Genomic DNA, 19,518 nt, shown 5'->3' on the forward strand with positions numbered 1-19,518 from the left:
ACTGTCACCGTACGTGTTCTCCCTTGACACGGTCGCGATCGTTCGGAGCATAATTGAAAACGATTGTCGTTTTCTTGTCTAGTGCGCTGACGCTCTGTGATCAGAAACCGACCTCGCCTGATCTCCGAAGGAGGACCATGAGCGCGACCCCGACGGGACAGTCGGTCGACCTCGATGCCGTTGCCGCGGCCCTCGCCGAGGTGATGGACGTGCCAACCAGCACGATCGAGACCGACACGCCCCTCGTCGAGCTGGGCCTGGAGTCGTTCACCGCGGTGCGGCTGCGCCGCCGCCTTCGCGAGGAGCTCGATCTCGATCTCCCGCTCACCGCTTTCCTCGGCACGGCAACGGTTCGCTCGATCGCCGACGGCGTGGTCGAGCCCGGCGAGGCCACCGGGTCGTTCCCGCTCACCCCGATTCAGTCGGCCTACTGGGTCGGCCGCGACTCGGCGTTCCCGCTGGGCGGGGTGGCGACGTTCTTCTACCGGGAGTACGACCGGATTCCGGCCGCAGACCCGGAATCCGATCTGGACCGCCTGAGCTCGGCGTGGAACGTGCTGGTTCGGCGGCATCCGATGCTGCGCATGGTCGTGGGCGAAGACGCCCGGCAGCGCGTGCTGGACTCGGTGCCGCGCTACGAGATTCCGATCACCGATCTGCGGGGCGTCGACCCTGCGGCCGCCGAACGCACCGCCGCCGAGTTGCGGCACGCCTGGTCGCACCAAGTGCGCCCGGCCGACCGCTGGCCGTTGTTCGACATCCAGGCGATCCTGCTGCCCGATGGCCGGACGCGGCTGTGCATGGGGATCGACGTGCTCGCGCTGGACCTGGCCGGGTGGATGCAGCTGCTGGCCGAGTGGGGCACGTTGGTCGAGGATCCGTCGGCAGAGCTGCCCACACCGCGCACGACTTTCGCCGATGTGGTCCGCAAGCGGGAGTCCGACCCTGACGAGCAGCGGCGCCGGGAGCGCGATCGCGCTTACTGGGCCGAGCGTGTCCCGTCACTTCCGCCCGGCCCGGTCTTGCCGTTGACGTGCGACGTCGACCAGGTGCGCAACCACCGGTTCAGCAGGGCGTCGACGACGTTGGCGCCGGCGGAATGGGAGGCGCTGCGCGCGAGTGCGGCCGATCACGGTCTCAGCCCGACCGGGGTGCTGCTCGCGGCATTCGGGCTCACCCTGGCTCGCTGGGGCGCCACCGAGCCGTTCTGCCTGAACACCACGCTGTTCGACCGGCCCGACGACCCCGAACTGAAGTCGCTGGTCGGCGACTTCACCTCGACCGTGCTCGTCACGATGCCCCAGCTGGATCCCGCGCAGTGGAGGGGTTTCGCCGATTACGCGACGCGCGCGAACCGGCAGTTCTGGGCCGACCTGGACCACCGGTCGGTGTCCGGTATGGAGGCGCAGCACTCCGCCGGGGAGCCCACGACGACACCGAAGTACCCTGTGGTCTTCACCAGCGGGCTGGGACTGTCCGATGGGGAAGGAGACCCGGCCGGGTGGCTCGGCGCAGAGGTCTTCGGCATTTCGCAGACCCCGCAGGTGTTGCTGGACCACATCGTCTACGCCGAAAGCGGCGCCCTGAAACTGTGTTGGGACTCCGTCGACGGTGCCTTCCCCGAAGGCTTCGTCAGCGGCATGCTCGACGCCCACACCCGCCTGCTGCGCCGGCTCGCCCAGGGTCCCGCTGTCTGGACCGACACCACTCTCGGCTGGGACCCGTCGTTCCTGCCGCCCGAAAAGCTGGAGTGCGCACCGTTCGGCCCGGTCGGCTCGCTGCTCGACGATCCGCTGCGAGCGGCCGCCGAACGATGTCCGGACGAGCCGGCTCTCCTGGATGCCGAGAATTCGTTCAGCCACAAGGAAATTTCGTCGAACGCCGCGCAGACGGCTGCTGTTCTAGCGGCAGCCGGTGTCGGTCCGGGCGATCTCGTCGCGGTCGCGGTCGAGAAAAGCGCGGCGCAGATCACCACGATCCTCGGGGTATGCGCCACCGGTGCGGGCTATGTGCCGGTCGAGCCGTCGTGGCCGGCGAACCGCATCGCCTCCGCCTGCGCCCAGGCCGGCATCCGGCACGCCGTGGTAGGCCCCGACGCACTGGTGGAATGGCCCGAAGACGTCACGGTGCATCGCTTACCGGAAAACGGCGCGCTCCTCGATGAAGCAGCGAAAGCGCCGGCGCTGCGGCGGCCGGAACCAGACGACCTGGCATACGTCATCTTCACGTCCGGTTCGACCGGACGCCCCAAGGGCGTCGCGATCGAGCACCGGGCCGCTCGCACCACGATCGACGACCTCGTCGACCGCTTCCCGATCGGCGCTGAGGACCGGATGCTGGCGCTGTCGGCGTTCAGCTTCGACCTGTCCGTGCACGACATCTTCGCCGTGCTCGGGGTCGGCGGGGCTCTGGTGGTTCCCGACGCCGAGCGGCAGCGCGACCCGGGCCATTGGCTGGAGCTGATGCGCCAGCACCGGGTGACGTTGTGGAACACCGCTCCGGCGTTGATGGAAATGCTGGTGGAGTACGCCGAGGTCGACCCCGAGCTGGCCCGGGAAGCGTTCGCGCCGCTGCGGTTGGTGTTCCTGTCCGCGGACTGGATCCCGGTCACGCTGCCGGACCGGGTGCGCGCGCTCGCCCCGAACGCGCAGATCGTCAGCCTCGGTGGCGCGACAGAGGCGTCGATCTGGTCGATCTGCCATCCCATCGGCGACGTGGAGCCCGGGTGGCGCAGCATTCCCTACGGCCGCGCGCTGCGGGGGCAGCTGTTCCACATCCTCGACGAGCACGGCCGCCCGCAGCCGGTCGGCGAGCCCGGTGAACTGCACATCGGCGGCGGTGGCCTTGCGCGCGGCTACGTCGGGGATCCGAAGCAGACCGCGGAGCGGTTCATCACCCACCCTCAGCTGGGCCTGCGGCTCTACCGCACCGGGGACATGGGGCGCTGGCGTCACGACGGGACGATCGAGTTCCTCGGACGGCTGGACCGGCAGGTCAAGATCCGGGGACATCGCATCGAACTCGGCGAAGTCGAATCCGTGCTGGACCGGCTGCCCGGGATCCGCAAATCGGTGGCGCTGTCGGTGCCGGGCCCCGACGACCGGCCCCGTCTGGTGGCTTACGTCGTCCGGCACGCCGACGCCGAGATGACCGACGAGGACATGCGCCGGCGCTTGCGCGAGAACGTTCCGGAGTACATGGTGCCCACCCGTTTCGTCACGATGGATGAATTCCCGGTCACGGCCAATGGGAAGATCGATTACAAGGCGTTGGAGAACCCGTACCGACGAGCCGCCGCGAACGATGCCGCTGATGCGCCCGCCGAGGCTCCTGCTGTGGCCGATCCGCGGCCCGAGCTCGAAGCCGACCGGCCCGTCGAACGGGGTGTCGCGTTCGGGTTCGACGCGGCGCTCAACGACGCTACCGCCCGCGGCCTCGATGTCGCGATCACCTTCTCCCCAGGCACGTTGTCACTGGCGGAGGCGCTGTCCGCGGCAGGGGAAGGCGGCAAGCAGCTGCTGTCGGCCGCCGCGGCCGCCGGCCTGCGCACGACCGAGCGGTTGCGGGACGGGGCCCTCATCGAGCTCACCTTCAGCCGCGACGCGGGTTCCGCCGCACCCCCGGCGGTGAACCCGTCGCCGACTGCCACGGCCGCCACACCGCCACCTCCGGCACCACCGTCGAAGCAGGTGGCGGAGATCGAGGCGGCCATCCAGAAGGTGTTCGGCGACCTCTTGAAGTCCGAAGTGGACACCACAACGCAGTTCTTCCAGCTGGGTGCCACGTCGCTCACCCTGGTGCAAGCCCAACGCCGGCTCAGCGCGGAACTCGACCCGGACCTCACGGTGGTCGACTTCCTGGCCAATCCCACGGTCCGCGACCTGGCCGCGGTGATCGCACAGCGAACGGAACCGGCCCCCGCTCGGTCCGCCTCGCCTGCTGCGGGCCGCCGCGCCGCCCGCGCGCACGCCGCGGAGTTGGCCCGATGATCGCCGTCACGGGCCTGGCCTGCCGCTTCCCCGGAGCACCGGATGCCGCAGCGTTCTGGGACATGCTCGTCGCCGGCCGCGAAGGGCTCACCCGCTTCACCGAAGCGGAGCTGGCGGCCCGAGGAGTTCCGTCGCGACTGCGCAACCGCCCGGACTACGTGCCCGTCGGCGGGCTGATCGACGGGCAGGACCTGTTCGACCCCGAGCCGTTCGGCCTCACCGATGCCGAGGCCGCCCTGCTCGACCCCCAGCAGCGGCTCTTCCTGGAAACGGCCTGGCAGGCGCTGGAGCAGGCCGGGCACGGCTGCGGGCTGGGTGCCGGCTCGGTCGGGGTTTTCGCCGGGGCCGCGCACAGTTCCTACCTGGCCAGCAACCTCGCCGACCGGTGGAGCCCGACCGGTGGCGGCGCGGATCCGGTGGGCAGCCTGCAAACCGCGATGGCCACACACGCCGACTACCTGCCGCTGCAGGTGGCCTACCGGCTGAACTTGACCGGTCCGGCCATCGCGGTGAACACGACGTGCTCGACGTCGCTGGTCGCGGTGCACACCGCCGCGCAGTCGCTGCTCAACGAGGAATGCGATACCGCCGTCGCGGGCGGCGTGTCGCTGATCGTCCCGCAAGGGCACGGGTATCTGCACGTGGCCGAGGGGATCTATTCCGCTGATGGCACAGTGCGTCCCTTCTCCGCCGAAGGCAGCGGCATCGTCTACTCGCAAGGGGTCGGGGCTGTCGTGCTGCGACGGCTGGAAGACGCACTGGCCGACGGTGATCCGCTGCTGGCGGTTCTGCACGGCTCCGCGGTCAACAACGACGGTGCCGACAAGGCCGGATTCACCGCGCCGTCGTTGCGCGGGCAGGCGCGGGTGATCGCCGAGGCGCAGGCGATCGCCGGTATCGATCCCCGGCAGGTGGGCTACGTCGAGGCTCACGGAACCGCCACGCGGCTGGGCGATCCGGTCGAAACCGCCGCGTTGCGGCGGATCTTCGGCGACTCAGGCCCGGCCTGGTGCGGGCTGGGGTCGGTGAAGAGCAACATCGGGCACGCCAACACCGCTGCGGGAATCGCCTCGTTCATCAAGACGACGTTGGCGGTCCAGCACGGGGTTCTGCCCGCGTCGCTGCACGCCGAACCGCTCAACGACCTGCTGCGGTTGGATGGTTCGCCGTTCGAGGTCGTCACCGAGACCAAGCAGTGGCAGGGGCCGGGATTGGCCGGGGTCAGCTCGTTCGGCATCGGCGGCACGAACTGCCACGTCGTGCTGGGCCCTGCGCCGAGCCGCCCCGCGGCGCAATCGGATTCCCGGCCGCAGATCCTGACTGCGTCCGCACACAGCCGCGTAGCGGCCGAGCAGACCGCAACGGCCATCGCCGAAGCCGAGCTCGCGGATGTGGCGGACCTCGCCCACACCCTGCAATCCGGGCGGCCGGCACTCCCCTACCGCGTGGCCACCGCCGTGCGCGCTGGGCACATCGCGGCCGCTTCGCCGAGCGGAACCGCCGTCCAGGCCCTTTCCACGCCACCGCGCGTGGTGTTCTCCTTCCCCGGCGCCGGAAACCAGTACCCGGGCATGGGTTCGCGGCTCTACGCGGAGGAGCCGGTGTTCCGGGACTGCGTCGACGAATGCGCTGAACTGCTGCGCCCCTTGCTGGGAACCGACATTCGCGAGGCCGTGATCGGCGAGGCCGCGGAGCAACGCGTCCGCGACGCCGCCTACGGCCTTCCCGCGTTGTTCGCGGTGTCGTTGGCGGCCGCTCGGCTGCTGGACTCCTGGAACGTGCGCCCGGACGTCGTGCTCGGTCACAGCCTCGGTGAGTACACCGCCGCTGTGGTGGCCGGTGGGCTCTCGCTGCCGGATGCTGCGCGGCTCGTCGCGGTCCGGTGCACCGGGGCATCCCGTGCCGCCGGCGGCGGGAGCATGCTCGCCATTCAGCTCCCGGAAACCGATGTGGCCAGGCTGCTCGCGAACCACCCCGACGTCGACCTCGCGGCGGTCAACGCACCCGATTCATGCGTTGTTTCCGGACCACGACGCGCCGTCGAAGCACTCGCCGCCAGCCTGGGCGACGACAAGCGGTCCGCGTTGCTCCGGGTCGATGCCGCGTTGCACTCACGGCTGGTCGAGCCCGCGATTCCCGCGCTCCGGGCGGCTGCGAATGCCTTGCAACCGCGGTCGCTGTCGGTGCCGATGGTCACGACCGTCACCGGCACTCACGTGGACGCGGAGTTGAGCACGGCCGAGCATTGGGTGCGTCAGCTTCGGGACACCGTGCGGTTCTCCGATGCGTTGCGCACTGCCGTCGACGGCGACGCCCCGGCCGTCGTGGTGCAGGTCGGACCGGGCAGCGCGCTCGTCGGCCTCGCCCGGAGCAACGGACTTCCCGCACTGCACACCGTGTTGACGACGTTCACCGCGGAGGAACCCGACGAAGCGGTCTCCGTCCGCGATGCCGTCGGCCAACTGTGGGCGCACGGGCGCGACATCGACTTCGCCGCTCAGCACGTCCAACCGCGTCGCCGCATCGCCGCGCCGGGTTACGCCTTCCAGCGGCGGCGGTTGTGGATCGAGCCTCCGCAGCCCCGGCAGGTCCGCGCCGAAGACGAGCCCGATGCCGCCGAGCCGCTGCAAATCCCGCGCTGGCAACAACTCCTGCCGCTGGATCGACCAACCTCGTTGCCTGGGCGCTGGATTGTTGCCGCCCACCCCGACGACGCTTTAGCCGCTGCCGTCCAGCGGGAGTTGACGGCGCACGGTGCGCGCTGCGTTTCCCCCGGCGAGCCGACCGGCTCCGAACCGGTCGCCGGTGTGCTCCTGTTCGCCAGCGACAGCGAGGACATCACGACCGGAATCCTCCGCCACGCCGAACTGTCCCGCACTCTCGCCGACCTGGAACCGTCCCCACCACTGCTGCTCCAGATCACCAGAGGTGGCGAGCACAGCCGAGACCTACCCGGCACCGCCCACAGTGCGCTGCGAGTGCTCCCCCGAATCCTGGGGCAGGAGCTGCGCGGCTTGCGGTGGCGGACGATCGATCTCCCGGCCGGCTCGGATGATGCCGCAGCCGTCGTGGCGGAGATCGCCGACCTCAGCACGGCGGAACGGTCTTCGGGCTGGGAAATCGCGGTGCGCGGCGACTCCCGGTGGCAGCGGACGATCGTTCCGTGGCGCCCCAAGGCCGGGAGCACACCACCATCCGGCGGTCTCGCGCTGATCACCGGCGGGCTGGGTGATGTCGGGCTGACCATCGCCCAGCACCTCGCCCGTAACGGGTACCGCGTCGTCATCACCTCACGCACCGGCCTGCCGGCCCACCCCGAGCCCGGCAGCACGGCCGAACAACGGCTCCAAGCCATCCGACGGCTCACCGAAACCGGCGCCGAAGTGGAGGTTCGCGAGCTCGATGCGGCAGATGTCGCCGGCACGACAGCACTTCTGCGCGAGCTGTCTCAGCAGGGGCGCCTCGATGTCGTGATCCATGCAGCGGGCGTCGCCTCGACCACCGACGCGACCCCGCTGCGGGAGACCACCGCCGAACTCGTCGCCGCGCACATCACCGCCAAGGCGGGCGGCGCGCTCGCGCTGCGCTCGGCGATCGACGAGCTCCCGCCCCGGCTGCGGCCCCGCACGGTGTTGTTGATGTCGTCGGTGACCACGTTGGTCGGCGGCATCGGCATGGGCGCGTACGCAGCGGCCAACGGCTTCCTCAACGCCCTGGCGATGTCCGCCCGCGACGACTCGACCCGTTGGGTCAGCGCGGTGTGGGATGGGTGGCGGGTCGGCCCGCTGGGCAGCGACCGCACCGTCGTGCTGGACCACGCGTTGGACGCCGAGACCGGAATGGCGGCGCTGGACCGGATCCTCCACGGCACCACGCCACCGGTAGTCGCGATCGCTGCCACCGGGCTGGCCGACCGCATGGCGCAGGCCGCTTTCCTCGATCGCGCCGAGGCGCCGGGGAGCTTGGCGGATCCCGCCGAACGGGTCGTCGCCGAGCTGTGGAGCGAGTTGTTCGGCTCGCCCGTGACCTCGGCCGACGCGGACTTCTTCCTGCTCGGCGGGCATTCCTTGCTCGCGACGCGGATGCTGGCCGCGGTGCGGGAGCGCTTCGGCGTCGATCTGCGGCTGCGCGACTTGCTGGCCCAGCCGACCGTCGCCGCGCTCGCGGCCCGCATTACCGCAGCCGAACCCGCACCGCCCGAACGCGCCCCGGCAGCTTCGGCCGTGGCTTCGGACGGGACGTTCCCGCTGACGCGGGTGCAGCACGCCTACTGGGTCGGCCGCGATGGCGGCTACGAGTGGGGCGACGTGCCCTGCCACTTCTACCTGGAGTACGACTGCGAAAACCTCGCCATCGACAGGTACGAACGGGCGTGGCACCAGGTGTTGGCCCGCCACCCCATGCTGCGGACCATCATCACCCCGCAGGGGCGGGCGAAGGTGCTCGACGACGTGCCCGCCTACCGCATCCGGGTGCACGACCTGACGTCGTTGCCGGAGGAGCGGCGTGCGGAGCGGCTGGAGCGGCTGCGGGAGCGCATCAGCCGGCAACCTGGGCCGACTGATCGGTGGCCGCTGGTGCAGATCCAGGCCGCGCGGCTGCCCGGTGGTCGAGTTCGGTTGTTCATCGGCGTTGACGTGCTGATCTGCGACGCGGCGAGCTGGTGGATCATCGACCGCGAGCTGCGGCACTTCTACCTGGCACCGGGCCAGCCGTTGCCGGACATCGGGATCGACTTCGCCGCGTGTGTGGCGGCGCTGGAGCAACGCCGCCGCACCGAGCGCGGTGAGCAGGCAGCCGCCTACTGGCGCGACAAGCTCGACTCGCTGCCGGGCGGGCCCGCGCTGCCCGTGCGCGAACCCGACGCGCCGACGCGATTCGTCCGGCGGGCCGCGGCACTGGATCCCGACGCCTGGGCCGCATTGCAGGCCACAGCTGCTCGACGGCGGGTGACGCCCACGGCCGTGCTGCTCGCCGCCTACGCCGAGACGCTCGCGGCCTGGTCGGGCAGCGATCGGTTCGCGATCATGTTGACGCTGTTCGACCGCCCTGACATCCACCCTCAGGTGTCCGATGTGGTCGGTGACTTCACCTCACTCGTGCTGCACGCGGTGGACCACTCCCCGCCCGCCTCGTTCCTGGAACGGGCCCGGGCCGCGCAGGGCGTGCTGTTCGCGGACCTGGACCACCGGGACTTCTCCGGTCTCGAAGTGCTGGCCGAGCAGTCGTCGCGGCGCGGCCACCGGGTCTCGGTGCCAGTGGTGTTCACCAGCGCGCTGGGCCTCGAAGACGTCATCGGCGCGGAACACGATCCCGAATGGGTCGGCACGCAGGTCGCCGCGCTAAGCCAGACCCCGCAGACGCTGCTGGACCACCAAGCGCTGGAGCAGGGCGGGCGACTGTTGCTGCAGTGGGATGCCCTGGAACCTGTCCTGCCGCCGGATCAGCTCGACCGGGCATTCGCCGACTACGTCCAACGTGTCAAACGCCTCGCCACCGATCCGTCCACATGGGACAGCTCAGACGTCGCCGACGAGGACATCGCGTTGCCGGTCCGGCCAAGCGGTGGGCAGCACACGTTGTACCTGATGCATCCATCAGGCGGTGACGTCGTCTGCTACGCCGAGCTGGCCCGGCAGCTCGACGACCGTGTGGACGTCGTCGCGCTGACCGATCCGGAACTGGTCGACGGCCGCGGCGCCACCGACATCCCTGGGATGGCCGCGCGCTTCCTCGACGTGGTCCGCCGATCGCAGGAACACGGCCCGTACCTGCTCGGCGGCTGGTCCATGGGCGGTGACCTCGCGCAGGAAATGGCCCGCCAGCTCCGCGCTCTCGGTGAGCGGACCGAGTTGCTGGTGCTGCTCGACTCCAACGATCCGAGCTACATCACGCACATCGACGGCGATCCGGACGAGGTGGAACTGGCCATCGTCTGGCGTTTCCTCGGTGCGCTGGAGGGGTTCGTCGGCACCGACCTCGACGCAGGACCCGACCTGAACACCTCGGCAGTCATCGAGGCGGTCCGACAGCTCCCGCCCGACCGGCGCTGGGACGAGATCGACCAAAGGCTGCGATCCGCACGGCTGCTCGGCCGCCGCGACAGATCCCGGCGGCGGATCGCGGTCTTCGCCCGGCACCTGCGGGCGCTGGCCGACCACGAACCCGGTCCGCTCGACGACGAGAACACCAGAACATTGCTGGTCCGCGCCGATCGCCCGGCACCGCGCAACTCCGGTGTGGGCATGGGTGTCGATGACACCCCACCCGGTCTGGCGGACCTGGGTTGGGGCCGTCACCTGGCCGGACCGCTGGACGTGGTCGGCGTCGACGCCCACCACTACTCGCTGCTGCAACCACCCGCGATCACGCAGGTCGCCGCGGCCATCAACGAAGCGCTGAAAACGGCGCTGGATCACTGATCCACCACCCGTGCGCTTCCCGGGCGGCCATGACCGCCTGGGAAGCGCACGGGCCTGAACCGACGAAGGACCTCGATGCAACGACGACAGTTCGTCCTCAGCGCAGCCCTGGCAGCCGCCCTGGTAGCCACCGGCTGCGCCGCCAGCAGCACGCCAGGCACGAGCACCGACACACTCCGCTACGCGGCAGTCGGCGCTCCCGCCGCCGCCAGCAACGACCCGCACGGCGGCCTCGGCAACGAGTCCGACGCCATGCGCTTCGCGCTGCTCTACGACGTGCTCACCGTGCCTGGTACCGACGGCGACACCCAGCCCCGACTGGCCACCTCCTGGACGCCGGACCCGACGCAGACCCGCTGGACGCTCGCGCTGCGGCCGGATGCGTCCTTCGCCGACGGGCGACCCGTGCGGGCGGCGGACGTGCTGTTCTCGCTGCGTCGGATGCAGGACAAGGCCGCCGAGAACTACGGCCGGATGGCCATGTTCGACCTCGCGGCGTCCACCGCGGTCGATGACCACACCCTGAATCTGGTGACGCGCAAGCCTTTCGCCGAGGTCGGCAGGGCGCTGGAGTCGGCGACCTTCGTCGTGCCCGAGGGCAGCACCGACTTCAGCAACCCGGTGGTGGGGTCCGGCCCGTTCCGGATGGTCGGCGGCGATGCCGCCAGCGCCGTGCTGGAACGCAACGACCGGTGGTGGGGGCCGCGCCCGCCGTTGCGGCGCATCGAGATCCGCGCGATTGCCGATCCGCAGGCAAGGGCCGACGCGGTCGCCGCCGGGCAGGCCGACGTCGCCGGCAGCGTGAACCCGGCGGCCGCGAGGCAGTTCGAACAGGACGGTCTTCAGGTCGTGCACCGGCCCGCGGTCACGGTGTATCCGGTGGTGATGCGGATGGACCGGGCACCGTTCGACGATCCCCGAGTCCGCGAAGCGATCAAGCTCGCAGTGGATCGAAAGCAACTGGTGGACACCGTCTTCCTCGGCCAAGGCGTGGTCGGCAACGACCTGCTCACCCCCGCCGACCCGACCGCACCGGCACCACCGCAGCGCCAGCGCGACCTCGACCGAGCGCGACAGCTGCTCGCCGAAGCGGGACACGCAGGCGGCCTGGATCTCACGCTGCGCACCACCACCGCCTACCCGGGCATGGACACCACCGCGACGCTGCTCGCCGACCAGCTCCAGGCCGTCGGCATCCGGATCCGCGTGCAGGTGGAACCGCAGGACACGTACTGGACCCAGGTCTACTCGCAGGCCGACTTCTACGTCAGCTACCTCGGCGGGATCCCGTTCCTCGACGTCGCGCGCGTGGCACTGCTGTCGACCGCGCCCACGAACGAGACCGCATGGCACCGGCCCGACTGGGACCTCGGCTTCGATGCGGCGCTGGCGACCGCGGACGAGGCCGCGCGCAGCGCCCAACTCGGCCGGTTGCAGCAGCAGGTCCGCGACGAAGGCGGCTACCTGGTGTGGGGCGCCGGTGACGGGCTCGACCTGGCACGGCCGCAGGTGGCGGGATTGCCCACCGGGCCGGGGTTCCAGCGGTTGTTCATCGACCAGGTCTGGGTCAACGCCGCGTGATCCCGGTGTTGATCCGCTCGACCGCGCGCAGCGCGCTGGTGCTGTTCACGGTCGCGGTGCTGGTCTTCGCCGCGACCGAGCTTCTGCCCGGCGACGCGGTGCAGGCCAGGACCCGCGGCCGGGCCGGCGAGGCCGAGCTGAACCTGCTGCGCGAGCAGGCCGGGCTCGACGACCCGGCCTGGCAGCGCTTCGGCCGCTGGCTCAGCGGTTTCCTGCACGGTGATGCCGGCCGGTCGCTGATCAACGACCGGCCGGTCTCTGTCCTGGTCGCGGAACGACTGCCCGCGACACTCGCGCTCACCGCCGCCGCCCTGCTCATCGCCGTACCGCTGATGCTGCTGGCGGCATGGGTGGCCGGCTCGGCCCGCCTGGGTTCTCCGGCCAGCAGCGTGATCGCCGCTGCCGCCGCTGTCCCGCAGGTCGTGGTCGCCGGGGCACTGGTCGCCCTGCTCTCCGGTCTCCTGCACTGGCTTCCGAGAGTGTCACTGCTCCCCATCGGGCAGTCGCCGTGGCAGCGCCCCGAACTGCTCGTGCTACCAACGCTGTCGCTGGCTCTCCCCGCAGCGGCCTTCGGCGCAGGCCTGCTCGCCGGAGCCGTGGCCGACGTGCGGCGGCTCCCGCACGTCGAGGACGCCGTCCTGCGCGGGGTGCCGCGCTGGCGCGTCGCGGTCCGGCACGTCCTCCCGCTCTTGATCGCACCGCTGCTGCGCGTGCTCGCCGTCATCTGCGGCGGTTTGATCGCGGCCACCACGGTGGTCGAGACGGTGTTCGGCTACAACGGCCTCGGCGAGCTGCTCGTCAGCTCGGTCGCCAACCGGGACGTGCCGACGGTGCAGGCCGTGGCGTTGCTCAGCGCGGCGGTCGTGCTCGCCGGACTGTGGCTAGCCGACGTGGTGCGGGGTGGCACCGCATGAAGCGCACGACCACGGCCTGCAGCCTTGCCGTCGCCGCCGTGGGCGCGGCCGTCCTGGGCGGGCTGTTCGCGCCCCACCTCCCGACCGAGATCATCGGCTCTCCGCACACCTCCCCGGACGGAACGGCCTTGCTGGGCACCGACGGACTCGGCCGGGACGTGCTGTCCCGGGTGTTGGCGGGAGGCCGCCACCTCGTCCTGACCTCCCTGCTCGCCGCGCTGATGGCCACATCGCTCGGTACGGCCGGAGGTCTGCTCGCCGGCTGGACCGATGGCCTGCGGTCCCGGCTGCTGACCGCGCTCGCCGACGTGCTGCTGGCGATGCCGCTGCTGCTCGTCGCCCTGGTGCTGGCCGTTTCGCTGCCCGGCGACGCTGCGGTGGTGGCCGCGACCATCTGCGGCGGCGCTCCGCTGACCCTGCGAGTGGTCCAGGACGCCACCCGGCTGGCCCGCAACTCCGGATACGTCGAGACGGCTCGCTGCCGCGGAGAACGCGGCGCGGTGCTGCTGGTCCGCGAGGTCCTGCCCTCGATGGCCGGCCTGATCGGGGCCGATGTGGGCATGCGGTTCGTGGTCGCGGTGCAGATCGCGGCCGCGTTGAACCTGCTCGGCTTCGGTGCCCAGCCACCGGCCGCCGACTGGGCCTCGATGATCCGCGAGAACCTGCCAGGCTCCGGCCTCAACCCGGCGGGCGTGATCGCCCCTGCCGTCGCCCTGGCCGTGCTCACGGCGGGCGTCGCGGGCGCGGCGTCGATGCTCGGCAGGAGGCCGACGTGAGCGGTCTGGAAATCGACGGCATGACCGTGCTCGACCGGCGGGGACGCGCCGTGATCTCGAACATCTCGCTGCGTGCTGCCGCCGGGGAGGTCGTCGCAGTGACCGGGCCGTCGGGCAGTGGGAAATCCACCTTCCTGCGCGCATTGCTGGATGCTCTGCCGCCCCAGTTGCGCCGGATCGACGGCGCGGTGCGCTGGGCCGGGGGGACGATTCCGCCTGGGCGGGCCGCCCGGCGCTGGCGCCACCGGACTGCGCGGATCGTCGGTCAAGATCCTGCTGCGGCGCTGAACCCCTTGCAGCGCGTGCATTCACTGGTCGCCGAAGGCGCACCCGACGTGCAGGTGGCCCGGCGCACGCTCGACGACCTCGGGCTCGACAGCGCCGAGCTGTGGCGGCGGCGCCCGCGCCAGCTCTCCGGCGGCCAGGCGCAACGCGTCGCGCTCGCCCGCGCGCTGGCGGGCGATCCGGCCTTGTTGGTGCTCGACGAACCGACTACCGGGCTGGATCCCGAAGCCCTCGAACTGGTCGTGCGGGCGATCTCGAAACGGCGCGGCGACGGGCGTTCGGTGACGCTGCTCGTCTCCCACGACCGGGACTTCGTGGCGACGGTGAGCGATCGCGTCGTGTCACTCGGGCACGCGAGGACTACCGCCCCGAAGCGGACGAACCTGACACCGGCCGCTGCGGTGTTCTCGGCATCGGGCCTAGCGATCTCGCAGGGCGGCACGCCGTTGCTCCAGGACGGCTCCGTCGAACTCCGCGAGCACGAACTGGTCGCCGTACTGGGTCCGTCCGGTTGTGGGAAGAGCTCGATGCTGCGGACGTTCGCCGGTTTGCACGAAGCCGATGCGGGTGAACTGCGGTGGCGGAGCGGCTCTCTCCCGGCCAAGGTCGAGCACCGGACTCACTCGCAACTGCGCGCCGTGCAGTTCGTCGCCCAAGACCCCGCGAGCACCCTCAACCCCGCGCACCGCGTCGGCAACGCAATCGCCCGCACCACACAGGTGCTGCTCGGTGTTCCTCCCGCTGCGGCGCGGGAGCGCGCCGACGAACTCCTGCGCATGGTGGGACTCGACGGCGCCGCGAAACGGCTTCCCCGTGAGCTTTCCGGAGGGCAACGCCAACGCGTCTCCCTCGCGCGAGCGCTCGCCGCCGAGCCCGACGTGCTGCTGGCCGACGAGATCACCTCCGCACTCGACGAAGCTACGGCCCACGACGTGCTCGATCTCCTCGACCGGCTGCGTTCCGGTGGCCTCGCCGTCCTGCTGGTCACGCACGACCGGACGATCGCCGACCGGGCCGACCGCACACTCCGGCTGCACCGGCGCGACCTGCTCCCCGAAAGTACCGACAGATCGGAGGAATCCCGTGCCCGGTGATGACCCCAGGCTCACCGACGACGCAGCCTCGCTGTGGCAGGCGGCCGAGCACCTCAGCGCCCACCCGTGGATCGCCGCGGCCGAAGTCGACGGCGGGATGGTGCGGCTCATGCCCGCCCGTGCGGCGCTAGCCGTCCGGCCGACGCCAGGTGCCCTGCTCACCGAACACCTCGACCAGTGGAGCGAGGTCTACGACTGGACCTACACCCAGGCGTCAGGCCGGCATGCCGACGACCTGGACCTGTCCGGCTGGCGGGCATCGGACACCGGCGAGCCCTTCTCCGTGGAGCACATGGAGGACTGGCTGCGCCACACCGTCGAACTCGTCCTGCGCAACAAGCCCCGCCGGGTGCTCGAGCTCGGTTGCGGCACAGGCATGCTCATGCACCGCCTGCATCCGCACATCGACGCCTACCTCGGCACCGATGTCGCCGCCGACGCCATCGCCAAGCTGTCCGCATCAGCGCCCGACAACGCCGTGTTCCTGCAGGCCGCGGCGCACGAGGCAAGCAGCCCTCGGGTACGCGATGCCATCGCGGCCTCATTTCGCCGTGCCCGGCCGGACTGCGTACTGCTGAACTCCGTGACGCAGTGCTTCCCCAACGTGGAATACCTCCGTGCGGTCGTGCACGACGCGATCGACGTGGTCGCACCCGGTGGGACCGTGATCATCGGCGATGTCCGCCACGCCGACCTGCTGCGCGAACACCACCGCTGGCTCGACGCCGCAGCCAGCGAGGCGGAGCTGCGCGAGCGGGCGGACCGCGACGAGGAACTGCTCTTCAACCCGGCGCTGCTGGCGGCGCTTGCCGCCGAGACGCGCCGCGAGGTCACAATCGCCACCTTCGCCAAGACCATGCACGCCGACACCGAACTGACCCGCTACCGCTTCGACGCGGTGCTCCACGTCGAGCCCACCACCCCGGCCGCGGCACCCACCGTGCTCTGCTGGCCGGACCTCCCCTCCCACGATCGGATCGGCGCCCTGCGCGCCCGACTCGACGGTTCGCCGGTGCGAGTCGCGGAGATCCCCAACCGGCTGCTCACCCCGGATTCGGGTGCCACCGCCGCCGAACTGCACCACTCCATCGGCGACCTGGACGCCGTCATCTGCTTGGACCCCACCGACCCGCTGCTGCTGGAAGTCATCGTCCCCGCCGCGTTGGCGACCCGGCCGGTGCGGGAAATCGCAGGCCCAGGTGCGGCGCACGAGCCGCTGAACGGATTCGTCCGCCGACGGCTGACCGAGGTCGCCCGGCGCGAACTGCGACGTGGAGGCCACCCGCCGGTGCCGATCTCGGTCGAGCCGGGAGGTCGAGATGGCCGCTGAAGTTCCGGACCAGGTCGCACGATCCGCCGCGGCCGCGATCCACGAGGTCGACACGGCCGCTCTGCCCGGCTTCATGCGGCAGCTCGACCACACCGCCCTGCTCGGCATGGCCCGCACCCTCGGCCGCAACGGCCTGTTCCGCCCCGGTGTCCGCCACCGCTGGGACCAGATCGCCGACCGGCTGCGCGTCGCACCGCGACATCGCTGGATCCTCCGTCGCTGGCTCACCGCTCTGCACGACGAGGGCCTGCTGCAACGCGACGAGACCACGGGGTTCGTGCACGATCTGCGCACCGTGCCGCGTTCCGAAGCCGCCGACGCCGCCGCGCTCGCGGACCAAGCCGCAAATTCCCTGGGGTATCCCGCGGAGATGGCCCAGTTCTTCCGGACCGCGATGGAGCAACTCCCCCGCCTGCTCCGGGACGAGGTTGCCGTGCAGACGCTCCTGTTCCCCGACGGGGAACTCGCAACAGCCGAAGGCGCCTACCGGGACAACGTCATCAACCGCTACCTCAACGCGGCAGCGGTCGAACTGCTGCGCGCGGAATGCCGCCGCGCCCGCGACCCGCTCCGCGTGCTGGAGCTCGGAGCCGGAGTCGGCGGGACCACCGCCGCCGTGGTGCCCGCGCTCACGGGCCACGCCGTGGACTACCTGTTCACCGACGTATCCCAGTTCTTCCTGGACGCCGGGCGGCGGAGATTCGGCGACCGGCTCCGCTACGGCATCCTCGACATCAACGCCCCCGCCGCCGCACAGCCGGGGTCTGCCGATGTCATGCTGGCCGCGAACGTCCTGCACAACTCGGTCCACATCGGACACGCGCTGGCACGGTTGCAGGACCTGCTCGTGCCCGGTGGGCTGCTCGTGATCATCGAGTCGTGCCGGGAGCACTACCAGGCCATGACATCCATGCAGTTCCTGATGTCGCCGCGCGAGGGCGAGCCGCACCCCGGCGCCACCGACATCCGGGCCGGTACCGACCGCATCTTCCTGACCCGCGACGAGTGGCTGGCCGAGCTGACCGCTGCCGGTTTCGCCCCGCTGCTCGACCTGCCCTACCCGAACCATCCGCTCGCCGCCCTCGGCCAGCACATCTTCGCCGCCCGAACCGACGAACTGGAGCGACCATGACCATCGAACCCGACACCAGCACCGTGCTGACCGAGATCTGGTCCGAACTGCTCGGCCTGGACGAGATCCCTGCGGATTCGAGCTTCCTCAACCTCGGCGGCGACTCGGTGCTCGCCGTGCGAATGTCCGCCCTGGTCCGCCGCAAGCTCGGCGTGGCGCTCGCCCTCTCCGACGTCCGGGTGGAGATCACCCTCGCCGAACTGGCCGACCTGGTGGCCCGCCGCAGCGCCGGAGCGTCCAGCGGCCGGGCGCTGCCAGTGGAGGTGACCCGGCGCCCCGACCCGAGCGCGCCGTTCCCGCTGCTGCCGTTGCAGCAGGGCTACTTCGTCGGGCAGCAGGACGGCTGGGAGCTGTCCTACGAATCGGCGCACCACTACGTCGACATCGGCCTCACCGACGTCGACCCCGACGAGGCTCCCGAAGCCCTCCAGGACGCGCTGCGCCGACTCGTGCAGCACCAACCCACGCTGCGCGCCCGCGTCCTTCCCGACGGCCGGCAGCGCATCCTGCCCGCCGACGACCCCGACGCCGTACCCACCGTCGACGTGATCGATCTCCGCGACGCATCCGAAGACGAAGCCAACACCACGGTGGCCGCCATCCGATCGCAGATGAGCACCAACGGCCCCGACCCCGCGCACGGCCCCGGTATGACGATGCGGCTGACGCTGCTGCCCGGCGACCGCGCCCGCCTGCACAACGCGGTCAGCCTGCTGATCATCGACGGCTGGTCGTCGAACGTCTTCTACCGCGACCTGTTCGCCCTGGTGGCCGACTGGAACGCGATGCTGCCCCCGCTGGAAGTCGACTACGGCGACTACGTCACCTCGGTAGCCACGCTGCCCGACACCGACGCCTGGGAAGCCGACCGCGACTGGTGGTTCGACCGCCTCGACGAGTTCCCACTGCCGCCCGCCCTGCCGCTGGTCTCCGATCCGCGCGAAGTGCGGCCCGAGCTGATGGGCACCCGCCAGACCACCGTGGATGCCGAAACCTGGGCGGCGTTCCGCCAGCAGTGCACCGCGCACGGGGTGACGCCGTCGGCGGCGATGTTCACCGCCTACGCGATCGTGCTGGCCCGCCAGGCCGGCCACCGCCGCATGCTGCTGAACTCGTTGCAGCTCAACCGCTTGCCGCTGCACCCCGACGTGCACCGGATCGTCGGCGCGTTCGCCTCGACGATGCTGATCCCGGTGGAGCTGGCCGAAGACGCCACCTTCGCCGAACTGGCCGCCGACAACCAGCGCCGGTTCAGCGAATCGGCGGCGCACAACCTGATCAGCGGCGTCGAGGTATCCCGCGAACTGGGGCGCCGCCGCGGCACGCACCGCCCCGTCGCGCCCATCGTCTTCCAGAGCACGCTCGGGATGGACGCGGCCATGGGCGAACGCGTGCCCGACACCGCCGGCCCGCTGGGCCGCATCGACATGGCCGACCACCACCAGCAGCTGCGCACCCCGCAGGTCGCGCTGGAAGTGCGGATGTTCGAGCTGCGCGACGAGATGTACCTGGTGTTCTCCCTGGTCGACGAGCTCTTCGATGCCGTCGCCGTGGACGCGATGTTCCGCGAGCTGACCGGCATCGCCCGCACGCTCGCCGAGCCCGGCAGCTGGAACGACCCCGTGGCGCTCCCCGCGGCGGCGGACGCACCGGAATCCGAGGAGCTGCGCGTCGGCCGGTATGCACGCCAGGACCGAACCGAAGAAGGTGGTGCACCGCGAACCGACCTGGAACGCACCATCGCCGAGGTGTGGGAGGAAATGCTGGCCATCAGCGAGGTCGACCGCGCGGCCGACTTCTTCGCCCTCGGCGGCGATTCCCTGCTCGCGGTCCGGGTCCTCGGAAAACTCGCCCGGGACAAGGGAATCGCGGTAGCGGTCCGGGACTTCCTCGAAGCCCCGACGATCTCCGGGCTCGCCGCGCTGGCCTCACCCGAACGCTGACGGGACCGGCGGTCGTGAGTGCGCAAGCGGGTGCCGCCCGCTTGCGCACTCA

The 19,518-nt window shown here is 71.0% G+C and carries 9 protein-coding genes; all 9 read left to right on the top strand.

The features are described from left to right. Positions 1-137 precede the first annotated feature (137 nt). The 9 genes from ACWEV3_RS16105 (at position 138) to ACWEV3_RS16145 (ending at position 19,466) form a co-directional block, all read left to right on the top strand. The gene (locus ACWEV3_RS16105) at positions 138-3,989 is read left to right on the top strand and encodes a non-ribosomal peptide synthetase (protein ID WP_452614613.1); all 3,852 of its coding nucleotides are present in this window, start codon (positions 138-140) and stop codon (positions 3,987-3,989) included. Next, on the top strand, positions 3,986-10,411 hold the full coding sequence (locus ACWEV3_RS16110; RefSeq protein WP_452614614.1) for an SDR family NAD(P)-dependent oxidoreductase: 6,426 nt from the start codon (positions 3,986-3,988) through the stop codon (positions 10,409-10,411). Before ACWEV3_RS16105 ends, ACWEV3_RS16110 begins: the two co-directional genes overlap by 4 nt. Before the next feature lie 75 nt (positions 10,412-10,486). Then, entirely contained in the window at positions 10,487-11,992 is a 1,506-nt protein-coding gene (locus ACWEV3_RS16115) for an ABC transporter substrate-binding protein (RefSeq protein ID WP_452614615.1), read from the top strand. After that, positions 11,989-12,906, top strand: coding sequence for an ABC transporter permease (locus ACWEV3_RS16120; protein ID WP_452614616.1), 918 nt, complete (start codon positions 11,989-11,991; stop codon positions 12,904-12,906). The genes ACWEV3_RS16115 and ACWEV3_RS16120 overlap by 4 nt, the downstream gene beginning before the upstream one ends. Continuing rightward, complete coding sequence (locus ACWEV3_RS16125; RefSeq protein ID WP_452614617.1) at positions 12,903-13,682, top strand: ABC transporter permease; 780 nt, start codon at positions 12,903-12,905, stop codon at positions 13,680-13,682. Before ACWEV3_RS16120 ends, ACWEV3_RS16125 begins: the two co-directional genes overlap by 4 nt. After that, the gene (locus ACWEV3_RS16130) at positions 13,679-15,061 is read left to right on the top strand and encodes an ABC transporter ATP-binding protein (protein WP_452614618.1); all 1,383 of its coding nucleotides are present in this window, start codon (positions 13,679-13,681) and stop codon (positions 15,059-15,061) included. The genes ACWEV3_RS16125 and ACWEV3_RS16130 overlap by 4 nt, the downstream gene beginning before the upstream one ends. Beyond that, a complete protein-coding gene (locus ACWEV3_RS16135; protein WP_452614619.1) occupies positions 15,051-16,391 on the top strand; it encodes a class I SAM-dependent methyltransferase in 1,341 nt (446 codons plus the stop codon). The genes ACWEV3_RS16130 and ACWEV3_RS16135 overlap by 11 nt, the downstream gene beginning before the upstream one ends. Next, on the top strand, positions 16,381-17,523 hold the full coding sequence (locus ACWEV3_RS16140; RefSeq protein ID WP_452614620.1) for a class I SAM-dependent methyltransferase: 1,143 nt from the start codon (positions 16,381-16,383) through the stop codon (positions 17,521-17,523). The genes ACWEV3_RS16135 and ACWEV3_RS16140 overlap by 11 nt, the downstream gene beginning before the upstream one ends. Next, complete coding sequence (locus ACWEV3_RS16145; RefSeq protein WP_452614621.1) at positions 17,520-19,466, top strand: condensation domain-containing protein; 1,947 nt, start codon at positions 17,520-17,522, stop codon at positions 19,464-19,466. Before ACWEV3_RS16140 ends, ACWEV3_RS16145 begins: the two co-directional genes overlap by 4 nt. The last annotated feature ends 52 nt before the right edge of the window (positions 19,467-19,518 follow it).

The sequence above is a fragment of the Saccharopolyspora sp. NPDC003752 genome (assembly GCF_053605825.1).

Bases quoted from the DNA above. Each gene is read 5' to 3' on its own strand.
- ACWEV3_RS16140 (WP_452614620.1), top strand. From the start codon at position 16,381: ATGGCCGCTGAAGTTCCGGACCAGGTCGCACGATCCGCCGCGGCCGCG.
- ACWEV3_RS16115 (WP_452614615.1), top strand. From the start codon at position 10,487: ATGCAACGACGACAGTTCGTCCTCAGCGCAGCCCTGGCAGCCGCCCTG.
- ACWEV3_RS16110 (WP_452614614.1), top strand. From the start codon at position 3,986: ATGATCGCCGTCACGGGCCTGGCCTGCCGCTTCCCCGGAGCACCGGAT.
- ACWEV3_RS16145 (WP_452614621.1), top strand. From the start codon at position 17,520: ATGACCATCGAACCCGACACCAGCACCGTGCTGACCGAGATCTGGTCC.
- ACWEV3_RS16105 (WP_452614613.1), top strand. From the start codon at position 138: ATGAGCGCGACCCCGACGGGACAGTCGGTCGACCTCGATGCCGTTGCC.
- ACWEV3_RS16125 (WP_452614617.1), top strand. From the start codon at position 12,903: ATGAAGCGCACGACCACGGCCTGCAGCCTTGCCGTCGCCGCCGTGGGC.